Source organism: Methylobacterium sp. J-068, assembly GCF_022829445.1.
Taxonomy (GTDB): domain Bacteria; phylum Pseudomonadota; class Alphaproteobacteria; order Rhizobiales; family Beijerinckiaceae; genus Methylobacterium.
Map to the genome: position 1 here is coordinate 1 of NZ_JAKSXY010000061.1, position 16,004 is coordinate 16,004.

At 69.7% G+C, this 16,004-nt stretch carries 13 protein-coding genes; 3 read left to right on the forward strand and 10 right to left on the reverse strand.

Annotated elements, in window-relative coordinates:
* The 6 genes from MKK54_RS07405 to MKK54_RS07430 all read right to left on the reverse strand — a co-directional run.
* On the reverse strand, nucleotides 1–221 hold a 221-nt coding region (locus MKK54_RS07405; protein WP_244010150.1), incomplete at its 3' end, for an ATP-binding cassette domain-containing protein.
* Nucleotides 218–1,075, reverse strand: a complete 858-nt coding sequence (locus MKK54_RS07410) for an ABC transporter ATP-binding protein (RefSeq protein ID WP_244010151.1) — start codon at nucleotides 1,073–1,075, stop codon at nucleotides 218–220. The genes MKK54_RS07410 and MKK54_RS07405, both read right to left, overlap by 4 nt.
* Entirely contained in the window at nucleotides 1,072–2,073 is a 1,002-nt protein-coding gene (locus tag MKK54_RS07415; protein ID WP_244010152.1) for a branched-chain amino acid ABC transporter permease, read from the reverse strand. Before MKK54_RS07415 ends, MKK54_RS07410 begins: the two co-directional genes overlap by 4 nt.
* A 13-nt stretch (nucleotides 2,074–2,086) precedes the next feature.
* Entirely contained in the window at nucleotides 2,087–2,941 is an 855-nt protein-coding gene (locus tag MKK54_RS07420) for a branched-chain amino acid ABC transporter permease (RefSeq protein ID WP_244010153.1), read from the reverse strand.
* A gap of 83 nt (nucleotides 2,942–3,024) precedes the next feature.
* A complete protein-coding gene (locus tag MKK54_RS07425) occupies nucleotides 3,025–4,242 on the reverse strand; it encodes an ABC transporter substrate-binding protein (RefSeq protein WP_244010154.1) in 1,218 nt (405 codons plus the stop codon).
* 220 nt (nucleotides 4,243–4,462) lie between these two features.
* Nucleotides 4,463–5,011: a cupin domain-containing protein gene (locus MKK54_RS07430; RefSeq protein ID WP_244010155.1), complete on the reverse strand. Its 549-nt coding sequence runs from the start codon at nucleotides 5,009–5,011 to the stop codon at nucleotides 4,463–4,465.
* A 207-nt stretch (nucleotides 5,012–5,218) separates the two neighbouring features.
* On the opposite strand from MKK54_RS07430, the gene MKK54_RS07435 reads away from it, so the two are divergent.
* From MKK54_RS07435 to MKK54_RS07445, 3 genes are all read left to right on the forward strand, one after another.
* Nucleotides 5,219–6,556 carry an aspartate aminotransferase family protein gene (locus tag MKK54_RS07435; protein ID WP_244010156.1) on the forward strand — a complete coding sequence of 446 codons (1,338 nt, stop codon included), beginning with the start codon at nucleotides 5,219–5,221 and terminating at the stop codon, nucleotides 6,554–6,556.
* Between the two features lie 33 nt (nucleotides 6,557–6,589).
* Nucleotides 6,590–8,089, forward strand: a complete 1,500-nt coding sequence (locus MKK54_RS07440) for a CoA-acylating methylmalonate-semialdehyde dehydrogenase (protein WP_244010157.1) — start codon at nucleotides 6,590–6,592, stop codon at nucleotides 8,087–8,089.
* A gap of 297 nt (nucleotides 8,090–8,386) precedes the next feature.
* The gene (locus tag MKK54_RS07445) at nucleotides 8,387–8,863 is read left to right on the forward strand and encodes a VOC family protein (RefSeq protein WP_244010158.1); all 477 of its coding nucleotides are present in this window, start codon (nucleotides 8,387–8,389) and stop codon (nucleotides 8,861–8,863) included.
* A 147-nt stretch (nucleotides 8,864–9,010) separates the two neighbouring features.
* On the opposite strand, the gene lpdA is transcribed toward MKK54_RS07445, so the two are convergent.
* The 4 genes from lpdA to sucD all read right to left on the reverse strand — a co-directional run bounded on the left by lpdA (nucleotide 9,011) and on the right by sucD (nucleotide 16,000).
* Nucleotides 9,011–10,411, reverse strand: a complete 1,401-nt coding sequence (gene lpdA / locus MKK54_RS07450) for a dihydrolipoyl dehydrogenase (protein ID WP_244010159.1) — start codon at nucleotides 10,409–10,411, stop codon at nucleotides 9,011–9,013.
* Between the two features lie 114 nt (nucleotides 10,412–10,525).
* Nucleotides 10,526–11,854 carry a 2-oxoglutarate dehydrogenase complex dihydrolipoyllysine-residue succinyltransferase gene (gene odhB, locus MKK54_RS07455; RefSeq protein WP_244010160.1) on the reverse strand — a complete coding sequence of 443 codons (1,329 nt, stop codon included), beginning with the start codon at nucleotides 11,852–11,854 and terminating at the stop codon, nucleotides 10,526–10,528.
* Between the two features lie 80 nt (nucleotides 11,855–11,934).
* The gene (locus MKK54_RS07460) at nucleotides 11,935–14,907 is read right to left on the reverse strand and encodes a 2-oxoglutarate dehydrogenase E1 component (protein ID WP_244010161.1); all 2,973 of its coding nucleotides are present in this window, start codon (nucleotides 14,905–14,907) and stop codon (nucleotides 11,935–11,937) included.
* 208 nt (nucleotides 14,908–15,115) lie between these two features.
* The gene (gene sucD / locus MKK54_RS07465; RefSeq protein WP_244010162.1) at nucleotides 15,116–16,000 is read right to left on the reverse strand and encodes a succinate--CoA ligase subunit alpha; all 885 of its coding nucleotides are present in this window, start codon (nucleotides 15,998–16,000) and stop codon (nucleotides 15,116–15,118) included.
* Nucleotides 16,001–16,004 lie beyond the last annotated feature (4 nt).

Here is a 16,004-nt window from a genome sequence, read left to right on the forward strand (position 1 = left end):
GGCCAGCCGGTCAGGTCGGTGCCGTGGAAGCGCACGCGTCCCGCCCGCGGCGCGAGGAGGCCGCTGGCGGCCTTGAGCGTCGAGGTCTTGTCGGCACCGTTGCGGCCGAGCAGGCAGACGATCTCGCCTGCCCGCAACTCCAGGCTGACGCCCTGGAGGATGTGGCTCTTGCCGTAATAGCCGTGGACCGCATCCCGGCACAGGGCGACGGGGCCGCTCATGCCTCGGGAGCCTTTGCCTCGGGAGCCTTTGCCTCGGGAGCCTTTGCCTCGGGAGCCTTTGCCTCGGGAGCCTTTGCCGTGGGCGCCTGCGTGAGGTCGCCCGTGATCATGTTGCCCAGATAGGCCCGGCGCACCTCGGGGTCGTCGCGCACCTGGGCCGGTGGCCCCTCCACCAGCACGCGGCCCGCCCGCATCACCGTGACGGTGTCGGAGATGTTCATGACGATGCCCATGTTGTGCTCGATGAACAGCACGGTGTGGTCGCGCCCCAGATCCCGGATCAGCGCCCGCATCGCCGCGATGTCGTCGATGCCCATGCCGGAGGTCGGCTCGTCGAGGAGGATGACCTTCGGCGCCGCCGCCATCGCCATGCCGACCTCGAGGCGGCGCTGCTGGCCGTGCGAGAGTTCGCCGGCCGCGCGCAAAGCCACGCGGGCGAGGTCGAGGCGCTCCAGCATCGCTTCGGCCATGGCCAGAGCCGGCCGGTTCGCCTCGGCCCGGCGCCAGGGCGCCAGCGCCTGCCAGGGCGTCTTGCCCTGGGCCGCCAGCCGGAGGTTCTCGCGCACGCTCAGGGTCGGGAACAGGCTGGTGACCTGGAACGAGCGGGCGAGGCCGAGGCGCACGCGCTCGTGGTCGGCGGTGCGGGTGATGTCCTGGCCCCCGAGGCTGATGCGCCCGGCGGAGGGCGCGATGCGGCCGGTGAGGGCGTGGAACAGGGTGGTCTTGCCGGCGCCGTTCGGGCCGATGATCGAGTGGACGCTGTTCTCCCGGATGCGCAAGGTCACGTCCTGGAGCGCGACGAAGCTGCCGTAGCGCACGCCGAGATTCTCGGTGGCGAGGATCGGCGCGCTCATCGTCCCGCCTCCGGTGTGGCGACGACCGGCCGGTCGGGAGTCGGGTCGTCCGGCGGGGGCGCCCGGGTGACGAGGGCGACGGCGCGCTCGATCAGGCCCCAGAGCCCGCGCTGCAGGAACAGCGTGATCACGATGAGGAGCAGCCCGAGGAGCAGCAGCCAGCGCGGCCAGATCGCCGAGAGCGCGTCGGCGGCAAGAAGATAGGCGCCGGCCCCGAGGAGCGGGGCAAAGAGGTTCGCGCTGCCGCCGATGATCGTCATGATCAGCAGGGTCTCACTGGTGTGGTAATCGATGTTCGAGAGCGGCGCGACGCCGATCAGCATGGCGTGGAGGGCGCCCGCGAAGGCCGTGACCGCGCCGGAGATCGCGAAGGCCGCGACCTTGAAGGCCCGCACGGGATAGCCGATCGCCCCGGCCCGGCTCTCGTTGTCGCGGATGGCGAGCAGGGTGCGCCCGAAGGTGGAGAGCGCGACCCGCTGGAGGGCGGCGAAGAGCGCGAGGAAGAGCACCGCGACGTAGGCGTAGTAGGTCCAGGCGTCGCCGAGGGGGGCGCCCCCGAGGCGCGGGCGCGGGATGTCGAGAAGGCCGTTGTCGCCCCCGGTGAGGCCGCTGAAGGTGTAGGCCAGGAAGTAGAACATCTGCGAGAAGGCGAGCGTCAGCATCACGAAGTAGACGCCCTGGCGCCGGATCGAGACCCAGCCCACCGCCGCCGCCACCAGGGCGCCGAGCGCGAGCGCGATCAGCAGCATCACGGGGGCGGGCAGGCCGGCGCGGACGAGGCTCAAGCCGGCCACGTAGCTGCCCAGGCCGAAGAAGATGCCCTGGCCGAAGGAGAGGAGGCCCGTATAGCCGAGCAGCAGGTTGCAGGCGGCGACCGCCAGGCCGTAGATCAGGATCTCGCTGGCGAGCGTGCCGGAGCGCATGGTCAGGGGCAGGATCAACACGGTCGCGGCGGCGAGGCCGAACTGCACCAGGGGCCGGTCGAGGACGGGAAGCATCGCCAAATCCTCCTCAAGCCCGGCCGAACAGGCCGCGCGGCAGCGCCATGATGATGCCGGCCATGCCGAGATAGATGACGAGGCGGGCCCCCTCGGGCCACAGGGTCGCCATCAGGCTCTGGGCCACGCCGACGAGGATGCCGGCGGCGAGGGCGCCCGCGTAACTCCCCATCCCGCCGATCACCACGACCACGAAGGCGATGCCGAGGGCCTCGACCCCCATGAACGGCTCGACGCCCCGGATGGGCGCGGCGAGCGCCCCGGCCAGCCCCGCGAGGCCGGCGCCGAGGGCGAAGACGGCGGTGTTGATGCGCAAGGTGTCGTAGCCGAGCAGCGCCATGTTGGACGGGGATTCCGAGCCCGCCCGCACGATGGCGCCGAGCCGCGTCCGGTCGAGCAGCCACCACAGGCAGGCCGCCAGGATCGCGGTGAAGCCGATCACGAAGAGCCGGTATTCCGGGTAGACGAAATCACCGAGGATCATCACGCCGCCGAGTTCCTCCGGCGGGGCGACGTTCCCGCCCAGCGGCCCCCAGACGATGATGACGCCCTCCTGCACCACCAGGGCGAGGCCGACGGTGACGAGGATGTGGAAGGTGTGGGGCAGCTTGTAGACCCGCCGCAGCAGCAGCCGCTCGGTCAGTCCCGCCACCACCGCCACGACGAGGGCGGCGAGCGGCATCGCCACCCAGAAGCTCAGGCCGCGCTCGACGCCCTCGTAGGCGAGGTAGGCGCCCAGCAGGTAGAACGCGCCGTGGGCGAAGTTCACGAATTGCAGCAGCCCGAAGATGATGCTCAGGCCCACCGCCAGCAGGAAGTAGAGCATCCCGAGGCCGAGACCGTTCAGGATCTGGAACAGGTAGGTCACGGGGTCTCCGGCTTGGCCACGAAGCGGACTCGTCGAAAGACGCGGCTCTCTCCCCCCGTACCGGGGAGAGGACGAGAAGCGTCTCACGCCATCTTGCAGCCGGCGGCCTCGGGCGAGAGGAACGACTTGCCGGACTGGATCACGTCGGCGAAATCGTCCTTGTCCTTCATGGCGGATTTCGCCTTGCCCTTGAGCAGGTAGTAATCCTTGATGACCTGATGGTCGGCCGCGCGGATCTCCTCCTCGCCTGTCAGGCCGGAATAACGCATTCCTTCGAGGGCCTTGATCACGGCGGGGCCGTCCGCGGCGCCGGCCTTGGCGGCGGCGTCGAGGAGCAGCTTGGTGATCTGGTAGGAGCCGGCGAACGAGTAGTTCGGCGTCATCCTGGCGCTCTCGCGGACCTTGGCCACCAGGGCCTTGTTCAGGGGCGAATCGATGCCGTGCCAATACTGCGCGCCGAAATAGACGCCCTCGCAGAGATCGGCGCCCAGGGCCTCGAACTGCTCCAGGCCCGAGGCCCAGGCGAGCACGATGGTCATGCGCTTCTTCAGGCCGAAGCTCACGGCCTGGCGCAGCGCGTCCGAGGATTGCGAGCCGAAGTTGAGGAGCAGCAGCACGTCGGGCTTGGCCGCGATGGCGTTGGTGAGGTAACCGCTGAACTCCTTCTCGGCCAGCGAGTGGTAGCTGTTGCCGACATGCTCGATGCCCTTCTCCTGGAACACCGCCTTGGCGGCGCTGAGCAGGCCCTCGCCGAACACGTATTGCGGGGTGATCGTGTACCAGCGCTTGGCCTGGGGCATCTGCGCGATCAGCGGCCGCACGGTCTGGGCGATGGCGCCGAAGGTCGGCACGGTCCAGCGGAAGGTGCCGCGGTTGCAGTCGGAGCCGGTGATCTCGTCGGCGCCCGCCGTGGTGATGAAGACGCCGTCGCCCTTCGTCACCTCCTTGCCCATCACCAGGGCCTCGGAGGAGAGGATGCCGCCGGCGAACAGCCGCGTGCCCGTCCCCATCGCTTCCTGCACCTTGCGCGCGGCCGGGGCCGGCTTGCCCTCGGTGTCGATGTCGGCGGCCGTGACGGCGCGGCCGAGCACCGAACCGGCCTCCTTGGCCGCGAAGGCCGCGCCGAGCGAGGCGAACTTGCCGTTGGCGGCGAAGGCCCCGGAGATCGGCAGCGGCGCGCCGATGACGAGGGCGCCATCGGCCGCGCGGGCGCCCCGCAGCAGCCCGGGAAGCGTGACGCCCGACGCCGCCGCGATGCCCGCCGTCAGCGAGACCTTGAGAAACTCACGACGATCCCGCATGCCACCGCTCCCCGTCACCAATCCAGGCGAACCATCCGATCTATACGCATAGAATTCCGCTTGGATTGATCCGTCAAGCCGGCCCGCTCATGTTGCACTGCACTTAAGCGGAATACGGATCGACGCCGGACTTTCGGGCAGATGCTGCCCGGATCGGCGGCAATCCTCGATCCTGTCCCGAGAAGACCCGGATCCGTTCGCGGCATTCGACGTGGTCCGCTCAGAACGTGGGCGGGGTGCAGGCGCTCACCACCTCGCAGGCGACCGGACCGACGCAGCGGAAGCGGTGCGGGCGGCGGCTCTCGAAGGAATAGGCGTCCCCCGGCCCCAGGATGCGGCGCTCGGCATCCACCGTCACCTCCAGCCGCCCGCACAGGATGATGCCGCCCTCCTCGCCCTCGTGGACCAGGGGCACGCGGCCCGTATCGGCGCCGGGCTCGTAGCGCTCCTTGAGGAGTTGCAGGCCGCGCCCGAACAGGTTGTCGCCGACCTGCCGGTAGGAGATCGGCCCCTTGCCGATCTCGGTGAGTTCGTCGGCGCGGTAGAACGCCTTGCGCGGGCGCTCCGGCTCCACGGCGAAGAACTCTGACAGGCCGATGGGAATGCCGTCGAGGATGCGCTTCAGGGCCCCGACGGAGGGGTTCACCCCGTTCGATTCGATGAGCGAGATCGTCGAATTCGGCACGCCGGTGCGCTTGGCGAGTTCGCGCTGGGAGAAGCCGTGCTGGGTGCGCACGTACCGGAGACGCGCGCCGAGATCGATGCTCATCGAAACCGTACCGATGTCACGAAGGAATTCCGCGGGGTGTTAGGGATGTTCAGGATTCACCGACATTGACCCCGTCGGCCCCATCTTTTCAAGCACATCGCGCGGAGAAGAAAAGGACTTGTTCGCGTCGCGCAATCGGCGCCTCCTCCCGATCCATCGATGTCCCCCCATCGACGCCCCCAGCGACATCCCACGGGTGAGAGTGCCATGGACCACCACGCCGCCGCGAACGCCCCCGGGCTCGACGCCTACTGGATGCCCTTCACGGCGAACCGGCAGTTCAAGGCGGCCCCGCGCCTGCTCGCCTCGGCCAAGGGGATGCACTACACGGCGACCGACGGGCGCAGCGTCCTCGACGGCACCGCCGGCCTCTGGTGCGTGAATGCGGGCCACGGGCGCCAGGGCATCGCCTCCGCGGTGGAGCGCCAGCTCACCACCCTCGATTTCGCGCCCTCGTTCCAGATGGGCCACCCGGCGGCCTTCGACTTCGCCGAGCGGCTGGCCGCCATCGCGCCGGGCGGCCCTGAGGCCGGGCTCGACCGGGTGTTCTTCACCGGCTCCGGCTCGGAATCCGTCGACACCGCCCTGAAGATCGCGCTCGCCTACCAGCGCGCCATCGGCCAGGGCACGCGCACCAAGCTGATCGGGCGCGAGCGCGGCTATCACGGCGTCGGCTTCGGCGGCATCTCGGTGGGCGGCCTCGTCAACAACCGCCGCGTCTTCCCGCTGCTGCCCGGCGTCGACCACCTGCGCCACACCCACGACCCGGAGCGCAACGCCTTCTCGAAGGGCCTGCCCGAGCACGGGGCGGAGCTCGCCGACGACCTCGAACGCCTCGTCGCCCTGCACGGGGCCGAGACCATCGCGGCAGCAATCGTCGAGCCGGTGGCGGGCTCCACGGGCGTGCTGCTGCCGCCGAAGGGCTACCTGGAGCGCCTGCGCGCGATCTGCGACCGCCACGGCATCCTGCTGATCTTCGACGAGGTCATCACCGGGTTCGGGCGTCTCGGCACCCCCTTCGCCACCGATTATTTCGGCGTGGTGCCCGACCTCGTCACCACCGCCAAGGGCCTCACCAACGGCACCCTGCCGATGGGCGCGGTGTTCTGCGCCCGGCGCATCCACGACGCGCTGATGCACGGCCCCGAGGCGGTGATCGAGCTGTTCCACGGCTACACCTATTCGGGGCACCCGGTGGCCTGCGCCGCCGGCCTCGCCACCCTCGACATCTACGCGCAGGAGGGCCTGCTCACGCGCGGCGCGGATCTGGCCGAGGACTGGGCCGGCGCCATGCACGACCTGCGCGGGGCAGGCCACGTCATCGATATCCGCACCATCGGGCTCGTGGCCGGCATCGAACTGGCGCCCCGGCCCGGCGCGCCGGGGGCGCGCGCCTACGACGTGTTCGTCGATTGCTTCGAGCGCGGCCTGCTCGTGCGCGTCACCGGCGACATCGTCGCCCTGTCGCCGCCGCTGATCGTGGAGCGCGACCAGATCGACACCATGGCATCGATCCTCGGCGACGCCATCGCCCGCGCCGCCTGAATCCTCCGCTCGTTCCCGTCTCCAGGATTATCGATGCCCACCGCGATCTCCCACTTCATCGGCGGCCAGCTCGCCGCCGGCACTGCCACGCGCCACGCCCCGGTCTTCAACCCCGCCACCGGCGAGGAGACCGGAAGGGTCGCGCTCGCCAACGCGGCGGACGTGAACGCGGCGGTGGCCGCCGCCAAGGCGGTGGCCCGCGACTGGGCGCTGACCACGCCCTTGCGGCGCGCCCGCATCCTCAACGCCTTCCTGCGCATCGCCGAGGAGCGCACCGACGAACTCGCCGCCCTCATCACCGCCGAGCACGGCAAGGTGCTCTCCGACGCCAGGGGCGAGATCCAGCGCGGGCTCGAGGTGGTGGAATTCGCCACCGGCATCCCGCAACTCCTCAAGGGCGAGGTGACGGAGAATGTCGGCACCCGCGTCGACAGCCATTCCCTGCGCCAGCCGCTCGGCGTGGTCGCCGGCATCACGCCGTTCAACTTCCCCGTCATGGTGCCGATGTGGATGTTCCCGGTGGCGCTGGCCTGCGGCAACTGCTTCGTGCTGAAGCCCTCCGAGCGCGACCCCTCCGCCTCCCTGCTGGTGGCCGCCTGGCTCAAGGAGGCCGGCCTGCCCGACGGCGTGTTCACCGTGGTCCAGGGGGACAAGGAGGCGGTGGACGCGCTGCTGCACCACCCCGACATCGCCGCCGTCAGCTTCGTCGGCTCGACCCCGATCGCGCGCACCATCTACGCCACCGCCACCGCCAACGGGAAACGCGCCCAGTGCCTCGGCGGGGCCAAGAACCACATGATCGTCATGCCGGACGCCGACCTCGACCAGGCGGTGGATGCCCTGATGGGCGCGGCCTACGGCTCGGCCGGGGAGCGCTGCATGGCGATCTCGGTGGCCGTCCCCGTGGGCGAAAAGACCGCCGACGCCCTGGTGGCCAAGCTGATCCCGAAGGTGCGCGCCCTGAAGGTCGGCCCCGGCACCGACCCGGAGGCCGAGATGGGCCCCCTCGTGACGCGGGCCCACCGCGACAAGGTCAGCGGCTACATCGACGCGGGCGTGGCGCAGGGCGCGGACCTCCTCGTCGACGGGCGCGGCCTGAGCCTGCAGGGCTACGAGGACGGCTTCTTCCTCGGCGGCTCGCTGTTCGACCGGGTCACCCCGGAGATGTCGATCTACCGGGAGGAGATCTTCGGACCCGTCCTGGCGATCACGCGCGCGCCGGACTACGCCACGGCGGCCAAGCTCATCAACGACCACGAGTTCGGCAACGGCACCGCGATCTTCACCCGCGACGGCGACGCGGCGCGCGAGTTCGCGCACGCGATCGAGGTCGGCATGGTGGGCATCAACGTGCCGATCCCGGTGCCGATGGCGTTCCACTCCTTCGGCGGCTGGAAGGCCTCGCTGTTCGGAGACCACCACATGCACGGCCCCGAGGGGGTCCGCTTCTACACACGCCTCAAGACCATCACGACCCGCTGGCCCACCGGCATCCGCGCCGGCGCCGACTTCGTCATGCCGACCATGGAGTAGGGGCGGCCCGGCATCGGCCGGAGCGTCGGCGCCGTCGCTTCCGCCGGGATTCCGGCGGGAGCGGGGCGCGCCCGTTCAGGCGGGCCAGCGGCCTCCTTCGAGGCCCGGCGCGAGAGCGCGGAACAGGACGGGCGGTGGCGAGGCGATCCGACGCCCGCTCTTGTCTTCCCACGTTTCCTCTCGGACATTCGGCGTGTTCGCCGACGCGACGCCCGATGTCCGGACGGACGTCACGGTGCGGGATCGACGCGGGCGGGCACACGCTTCGGTCGTCGGCAGCGCGAGGGGAGAGCCGCCATGGTCGCCAGGAACACGATCTGCCTCTGGTACGAGCGGGACGCCGAGGCGGCCGCCCGCTTCTACGTCGCGACATTCCCGGACAGCGTGATGGGAGCCGTCCACCGGGCGCCGGCCGACTACCCGTCCGGAAAAGCCGGTGACGTGCTGACGGTCGCGTTCACGGTCGCCGGCATCCCCTGCATCGGCCTGAACGGCGGCCCCGCCTTCCGGCACAGCGAGGCCTTCTCGTTCCAGATCGCGACGGACGATCAGGCGGAGACGGATCGCCTGTGGAACGCGATCGTCGGCCATGGCGGACAGGAGAGCGCCTGCGGCTGGTGCAAGGATCGCTGGGGCATCTCGTGGCAGATCACGCCGCGCGTTCTCACCGATGCGCTCGCCGCCGGTGGCGCGGAGGCGCAACGCGCCTTCACGGCCATGATGACCATGCGCAAGATCGACGTCGCGGCCATCGAGGCGGCCCGTCGCGGGTGACGACGCGGCTGCGCGCGCGGTCCGGATTTCGGTCCGTGACCGGGCGCGCTGGAAGCACACGGCACCCGCCCCGGTCGAGCGGACGCCGTCTCGGTCCCCCACGCCGTCCAGAGGACGGACCCCGCGTGGGCGTCGGGCGCGGGGCGATCAGATGTGGATCGCGCGCTTGCCCACCGCCAGGGCGGCTTCCTTGACCGCCTCGGTCAGGGTCGGGTGCGCGTGGCAGGTGCGGGCGACGTCCTCGGCGGAGGCGCCGAACTCCATCGCCACCGCGACCTCCGCGATGAGGTTGCCCGCATCCGCGCCGACGATGTGGACGCCGAGCACCCGGTCGGTCTTGGCATCGGCCAGGATCTTCACGAAGCCGTCCGTGGTGTGGTTGACCTTGGCGCGGCCGTTGGCGGTGAAGGGGAACTTGCCCGCGTTGTAGGCGATGCCGTCCTTCTTGAGTTCCTCCTCGGACTTTCCGACCGAGGCGACCTCCGGATAGGTGTAGACCACGTTCGGGATCACGCCGTAATTCACGTGGCCCGACTGGCCGGCCAGCAACTCGGCCACCGCCACGCCCTCGTCCTCGGCCTTGTGCGCCAGCATCGGCCCGGCGATGACGTCGCCGATGGCGTAGATGCCGGTGACGTTGGTGGCGTAGTGGCTGTCGGTCTGGATGCGGCCCTTGTTGTCGAGGCCCACACCCACCGTCTCCAGCCCGAGGCCCTCGGTGTAGGGCACGCGGCCGATGGCGACCAGCACCACGTCGGCGGCGAGTTTCTCGGCCTCCCCGCCGGCGGCGGGCTCCACCGTGACGGTCGCGGCGCCATCCGCCACCTCGACGCCCGTGACCTTGGAGGAGAGCCGGAACTGCACGCCCTGCTTGCCGAGGATGCGCTGGAACTGCTTGCCGACCTCACCGTCCATGCCGGGCAGGATCCGGTCGAGATATTCGACCACGGTGACCTGCGCGCCAAGGCGACGCCAGACCGAACCGAGTTCGAGGCCGATGACGCCGGCCCCGATGATCAGGAGCCTGTCCGGAACCTGCTCCAGGGCGAGCGCGCCGGTGGAGGAGACGACGATCTTTTCGTCGATGGTGACGCCGGGGAGCCTGGTCACGTCCGAGCCCGTGGCGATGACGACGTTCTTCGTCTCGAGGATCTGGTTGCCGCCATCCTCGGACAGAACCTCGACGCGGCCGGCGCCGGCGAGCCGGGCGGTGCCGCGATAGGCGTCGATGCCGTTCTTCTTGAGGAGGAACTCCACGCCCTTGGTGTTGCCGTCGACGCCGTCCTGCTTGAACGTCATCATCTTGGCCAGATCGAGCTCGGGCGCGCTGACGACGACGCCCATGTCGGCGAAGTGCTTGGAGGCGTCCTCGAAGGCCTCGGAGGCGTGCAGCAGGGCTTTGGAAGGAATGCAGCCGACGTTGAGGCAGGTGCCGCCATGCGTCGCCCGCTTCTCGACCACGGCGGTCTTGAGGCCGAGCTGGGCGGCCCGGATGGCGCAGACATAGCCGCCGGGGCCGGTTCCGATGACGACGAGATCGTAGGACATGGGTATGTGACTCGCTGAAGTGGGCGGCGGGTCATGCCCCACCATCGAAGTACGAAGCGCGCGGAAGCGTCCGGCCGCGCGGGGGCGCGGCCGGCGGACGGCAGCTGCCGGGGCTTAGAGGTCGAGCACGAGGCGTGCCGGGTCCTCCAGCGCCTCCTTGACGCGCACCAGGAAGGTCACGGCCTCCTTCCCGTCGACGATGCGGTGATCGTAGGACAGGGCGAGGTACATCATCGGCCGCGCCTCGATCTTGCCGGCGCGGACCACCGGACGTTCCTCGATGCGGTGCATGCCGAGGATGCCCGATTGCGGGGCGTTGAGGATCGGGGTCGACATCAGCGAGCCGTAGATGCCGCCGTTGGTGATGGTGAAGGTGCCGCCCTGCATCTCGTCGATGGAGAGCTTGCCGTCCCGGGCCTTCTTGCCGAAGCCCGCGATGGTCTTCTCGATGCCGGCGATCGAGAGGTCGTCGGCGTTGCGCACCACCGGCACCACAAGGCCCTTGTCGGTCCCGACGGCGATGCCGATGTGGTAGTAGTTCTTGTAGACGAGGTCTTGCCCGTCGATCTCGGCGTTGACCGCCGGCACGTCCTTGAGGGCGCCGATCACCGCCTTGGTGAAGAAGCCCATGAAGCCGAGCTTGGTGCCGTGCTTCTTCTCGAAGATGTCCTTGTACTGGCTCCGCATCGCCATCACGGCCGACATGTCGACGTCGTTGAACGTCGTCAGCATCGCGGCGGTGTCCTGCGCGTCCTTGAGACGGCGGGCGATGGTCTGGCGCAGCTTCGTCATGCGCACGCGTTCCTCGCGCGCGGCATCGTCGGGCTTCGAGGGTGCGCGCGGGGCGGCGGGCTTGGCGTCCCGGGCGGGTGCGGCCGCCGGGGCAGGTCCCCTGGCGCTGGCCTCCAGCATGTCGCCCTTGGTCACGCGGCCGTCCTTGCCGCTGCCGTTGAGCGTCGCCGGGTCGATGCCGGATTCGCGGGCCATCTTGGCCACCGCCGGGCCGTGGTCGCCGGATTCACGCGCCTGGGCGGGCGCCCCGTCGCCGTGGTTGCCGTAGCCCGCCGACGAGTCCTTGGCGGGGGCCGCCTTGCCGTCCCCGGCCGGGGCCCCGCTGCGGGTCTCGGCCTTCTGCTCGGCCTTCTTGGGGGCGGGCGCCTTGGGCGTGGACTCCTTGGACGTGGACTCCTTGGCCCCGCCGGCACCGGCCTCGACGATCGAGCCGAGCAGCGCGCCCGGCTCCACCGTCTCGCCGTCCTTGGCCAGGATCTCGCCGAGCTGGCCCGCCGCGGGCGCGTTCACTTCGAGCGTGACCTTGTCGGTCTCGAGCTCCACCAGGGGCTCGTCGGCCGCCACGGTGTCGCCCGGCTTCTTGAACCAGCGGCCGATGGTGGCCTCGCTCACGGATTCGCCCAGGGTCGGGACGACGATATCGGTTGCCATGGTTCAGTGTCCGTCCGGAGGGTTTGGGACGCCCCTTGCGCGGCGCCCTCGGATCGAGAGTTGCGGGAGGGCCGGCGGGTTCAGACCGCCAGCGCCTCGTTGAGGAAGGCCTGGAGCTGGGCCTGGTGCTTGGAGAGCATGCCCACCGCGGTCGAGGCGGAAGCCGGGCGGCCGACGTAGCGGGCGCGCTTGACCGGCGACTGCGCCTGGCCGAGCACCCATTCCAGATAGGGCTCGACGAAGGCCCAGGGGCCCATGTTCTTCGGCTCCTCCTGGCACCACACCACCTCTGCGTTGCGGAAGCGGGACATCTCGCCGGCCAGCGCCTTGAGGGGGAACGGGTAGAGCTGCTCGACGCGCATCAGATAGACGTCGTTGACGCCGCGCTTCTCGCGCTCGTCGTAGAGGTCGTAATAGACCTTGCCCGAGCAGAGCACGACGCGCCGGACCTTGTCGTCCTTGACGAGCTTGATGCCGTCCTCGTCGCGCTCGGCATCGTCCCAGAGCACGCGGTGGAAGCTCGACCCCTCCGCCATCGCCTCGATCGGCGAGACCGCCTTCTTGTGGCGCAGCAGGGATTTCGGCGTCATCAGGATCAGCGGCTTGCGGAACTCGCGGTGCAGCTGGCGGCGCAGGATGTGGAAGTAGTTCGAGGGCGTGGTGCAGTTTGCGACCTGCATGTTGTCCTCGGCGCACATCTGCAGGAAGCGCTCCAGGCGGGCGGAGGAGTGCTCCGGCCCCTGGCCCTCGTAGCCGTGCGGCAGCAGCAGGGTCAGGCCCGACATGCGCAGCCACTTGCGCTCGCCCGAGGAGATGAACTGATCGATGACCACCTGGGCGCCGTTGGCGAAGTCGCCGAACTGCGCCTCCCAGAGCACCAGGGCGTTGGGCTCGGCCGCCGAGTAGCCGTACTCGAAGCCGAGCACCGCCTCCTCGGAGAGCATCGAGTTGATGACCTCCAGGCTCGCCTGTCCCTCGCGGATCGAGTTCAGCGAGGTGTAGCGCTGCTCGTTCTCCTGGTCGATCACCACGGCGTGGCGCTGCGAGAAGGTGCCGCGCTCGACGTCCTGACCCGAGAGGCGGACCCGGTGGCCCTCGATGAGGAGCGAGCCGAAGGCCAGAGCCTCGGCGGTCGCCCAATCGATGCCCTTGCCCGTCTCCACCGCCTTGGCGCGGTTGTCGAAGAAGCGCTGGATCGTGCGGTGCAGGTGGAAGCCGGGCGGCGGCGTGGTGATGCGCTGGGCGATCTCGCGCAGGGTCTCCACGGCGACGCCGGTCTTGCCCCGGCGGGGATCGTCCACGTCCTCGCGCACGGCCTTGAAGCCGGCCCAGCGCCCGTCGAGCCAATCGGCCTTGTTGGCCTTGTAGTTCGTGGCGACATCGAGCTCGGCGTCGAGCACGGCGCGGAACTCGGCCTTGCGGGCGTCGAGCTGCTCCTGGCTCAGCACGCCCTCGGCGACGAGCTTCTTGCCGTAGGTCTCCAGCGCGGTCGGGTGCTTGCGGATGCGCTGGTACATCTTCGGCTGGGTGAAGGCCGGCTCGTCGCCCTCGTTGTGGCCGAAGCGGCGGTAGCACAGCATGTCGATGACGACGGGCTTGCCGAACTTCTGGCGGTACTCGATCGCGATCTTGGCCGCGAAGGTCACGACCTCCGGGTCGTCGCCGTTGCAGTGGAAGATCGGCGCCTCGACCATCTTCGCCACGTCCGACGGGTACGGCGACGATCGCGAGAAGCGCGGATCGGTGGTGAAGCCGATCTGGTTGTTGATGATGAAGTGGATCGAACCGCCGGTGCGGTGGCCCTTCAGGCCGGAGAGACCGAGACACTCGGCCACCACGCCCTGCCCCGCGAAGGCCGCGTCGCCGTGGATCAGCAGCGGCACCACGCGGGTGCGCTCCACCGTGGGCTTGGCCCGCTGGTCCTGCTTGGCGCGCACCTTGCCGAGCACGACGGGATCGACGATCTCGAGGTGCGACGGGTTGGCGGTGAGCGAGAGGTGGACGTTGTTGCCGTCGAAGGCGCGGTCCGACGAGGCACCGAGATGGTACTTCACGTCACCCGAGCCCTCGACCTCGGCGGGGTTGGCCGAGCCGCCCTTGAACTCGTTGAAGACCGCCCGGAAGGGCTTGGCCATCACGTTGGTGAGCACGTTGAGGCGGCCGCGGTGGGCCATGCCCACCACGATCTCCTCGGCGCCCAGCGCGCCGCCGCGCTTGATGATCTGCTCGAGGGCCGGGATCATCGCTTCCGAACCGTCGAGGCCGAAGCGCTTGGTGCCGGTGTACTTGAGGTCGAGGAACTTCTCGAAGCCCTCGGCTTCGATCAGCTTGTTCAGGATCGCGCGCCGGCCCTCGGGCGTGAAGGTGATCTCCTTGCCCTTGCCCTCGATGCGCTCCTGGATCCACGCCTTCTCCTCCGGATTGGAGATGTGCATGAACTCGACGCCGAGGGTCTGGCAGTAGGTGCGCTCCAGGATCTCGACGATCTCGCGGATGGTCGAGAATTCGAGGCCGAGCACGTTGTCGAGGAAGATCGGGCGGTCCCAGTCCTTCTCCTCGAAGCCGTAATGCTGCGGATGCAGCTCCTCGTGGTCGCCGCGCGGGGCGAGGCCCAGGGGGTCGAGCTTGGCGTGCAGGTGGCCGCGCATGCGGTAGGCGCGGATCAGCATGATCGCGCGGACCGAGTCCTTCGTCGCCTGCTCCACCGAGATGCCGGGCGCGGAGGCGATGACCACGCCCTTGGCGGGCGCCGAAGCGGTGTCGGACTTGGCGCGGATCTTGTCCCCGATCGCCTTCTCGACGGTGGCCCAGTTGCCGTCCAGCGCCGAGACGATCTCGCCGTTGGCGTGGATCGGCCAGTTCGGACGCTCCCAGGAGGCACCGGCCGCATTCTTCTCGGGCGCGCCCTTGTCCTCGTTCAGGGACTTGAAGAACGTCTGCCACTCGGGATCGACCGAGTTCGGATCACGGGCGTAGGCCGCCTGCAATTCCTCGATGTAGGCGGCGTTGCCGCCGTAGAGGAACGAGGTTTCGAGCGCGTCCTGGCGTGCCATCGTTCGAGTCATCCTGCCGCTCTGCGGGGTCCTCCGCCGTGGAGGCCCCCTGCCCGATCCACCTCGGCGCGGGGCCGGAGGGGATCGGATTTACCGGGAAAGACGCGGGCACCGCATCGGGCTCGCGTCGCTCGTTCTGAGATGGGGTCGCGGACCTGAACGCCGGGGCAATGCAGGCCTGCGATTTCCGCGTGTCAGTGGCGCGGATTCACCCGCGCAGAACCTCGACGAGGGTGCTGCCGAGGCGCGCCGGCGAGGGCGAGACCCGGATGCCGGCCGCTTCCATGGCGGCGATCTTGTCCTCGGCGCCGCCCTTGCCGCCCGAGATGATGGCCCCCGCATGGCCCATGCGGCGGCCCGGAGGCGCCGTGCGGCCGGCGATGAAGCCGACCATGGGCTTCTTGCGGCCGCGCTTGGCCTCGTCGGCGAGGAACTGCGCCGCCTCTTCCTCGGCCGAGCCGCCGATCTCGCCGATCATCACGATGGACTCGGTCTTGTCGTCGGCCAGGAACAGCTCGAGCATGGAGATGAACTCCGTGCCCTTCACCGGATCGCCGCCGATGCCCACCGCCGTGGTCTGGCCCAGACCCGCATTGGTCGTCTGGAACACCGCCTCGTAGGTCAGCGTGCCGGAGCGCGAGACGATGCCGACGGAGCCCGGCTTGAAGATGTTGGCCGGCATGATGCCGATCTTGCACTGGCCGGCGGTGACGATGCCGGGGCAGTTCGGGCCCACAAGCCGGGACTTCGAGCCCTCCAGCGCGCGCTTGACCCGCACCATGTCGAGCACCGGAATGCCCTCCGTGATGCAGACGATCAGCGGGATCTCGGCCTGGATGGCCTCGCAGATCGCGTCGGCCGCGCCCGGCGGCGGCACGTAGACGACCGATGCCGTCGCGCCCGTGGCATGCCGAGCCTCCGCCACCGTGTCGAAGACCGGCAGGTTGAGGTGCTTGGAGCCGCCCTTACCGGGCGAGGTGCCGCCGACCATCTTGGTGCCGTAAGCGATGGCCTGCTCGGAGTGGAAGGTCCCGTTCTTGCCGGTGAAGCCCTGGCAGATGACCTTGGTGTTCGCGTCGATCAGGATGGACATGGGT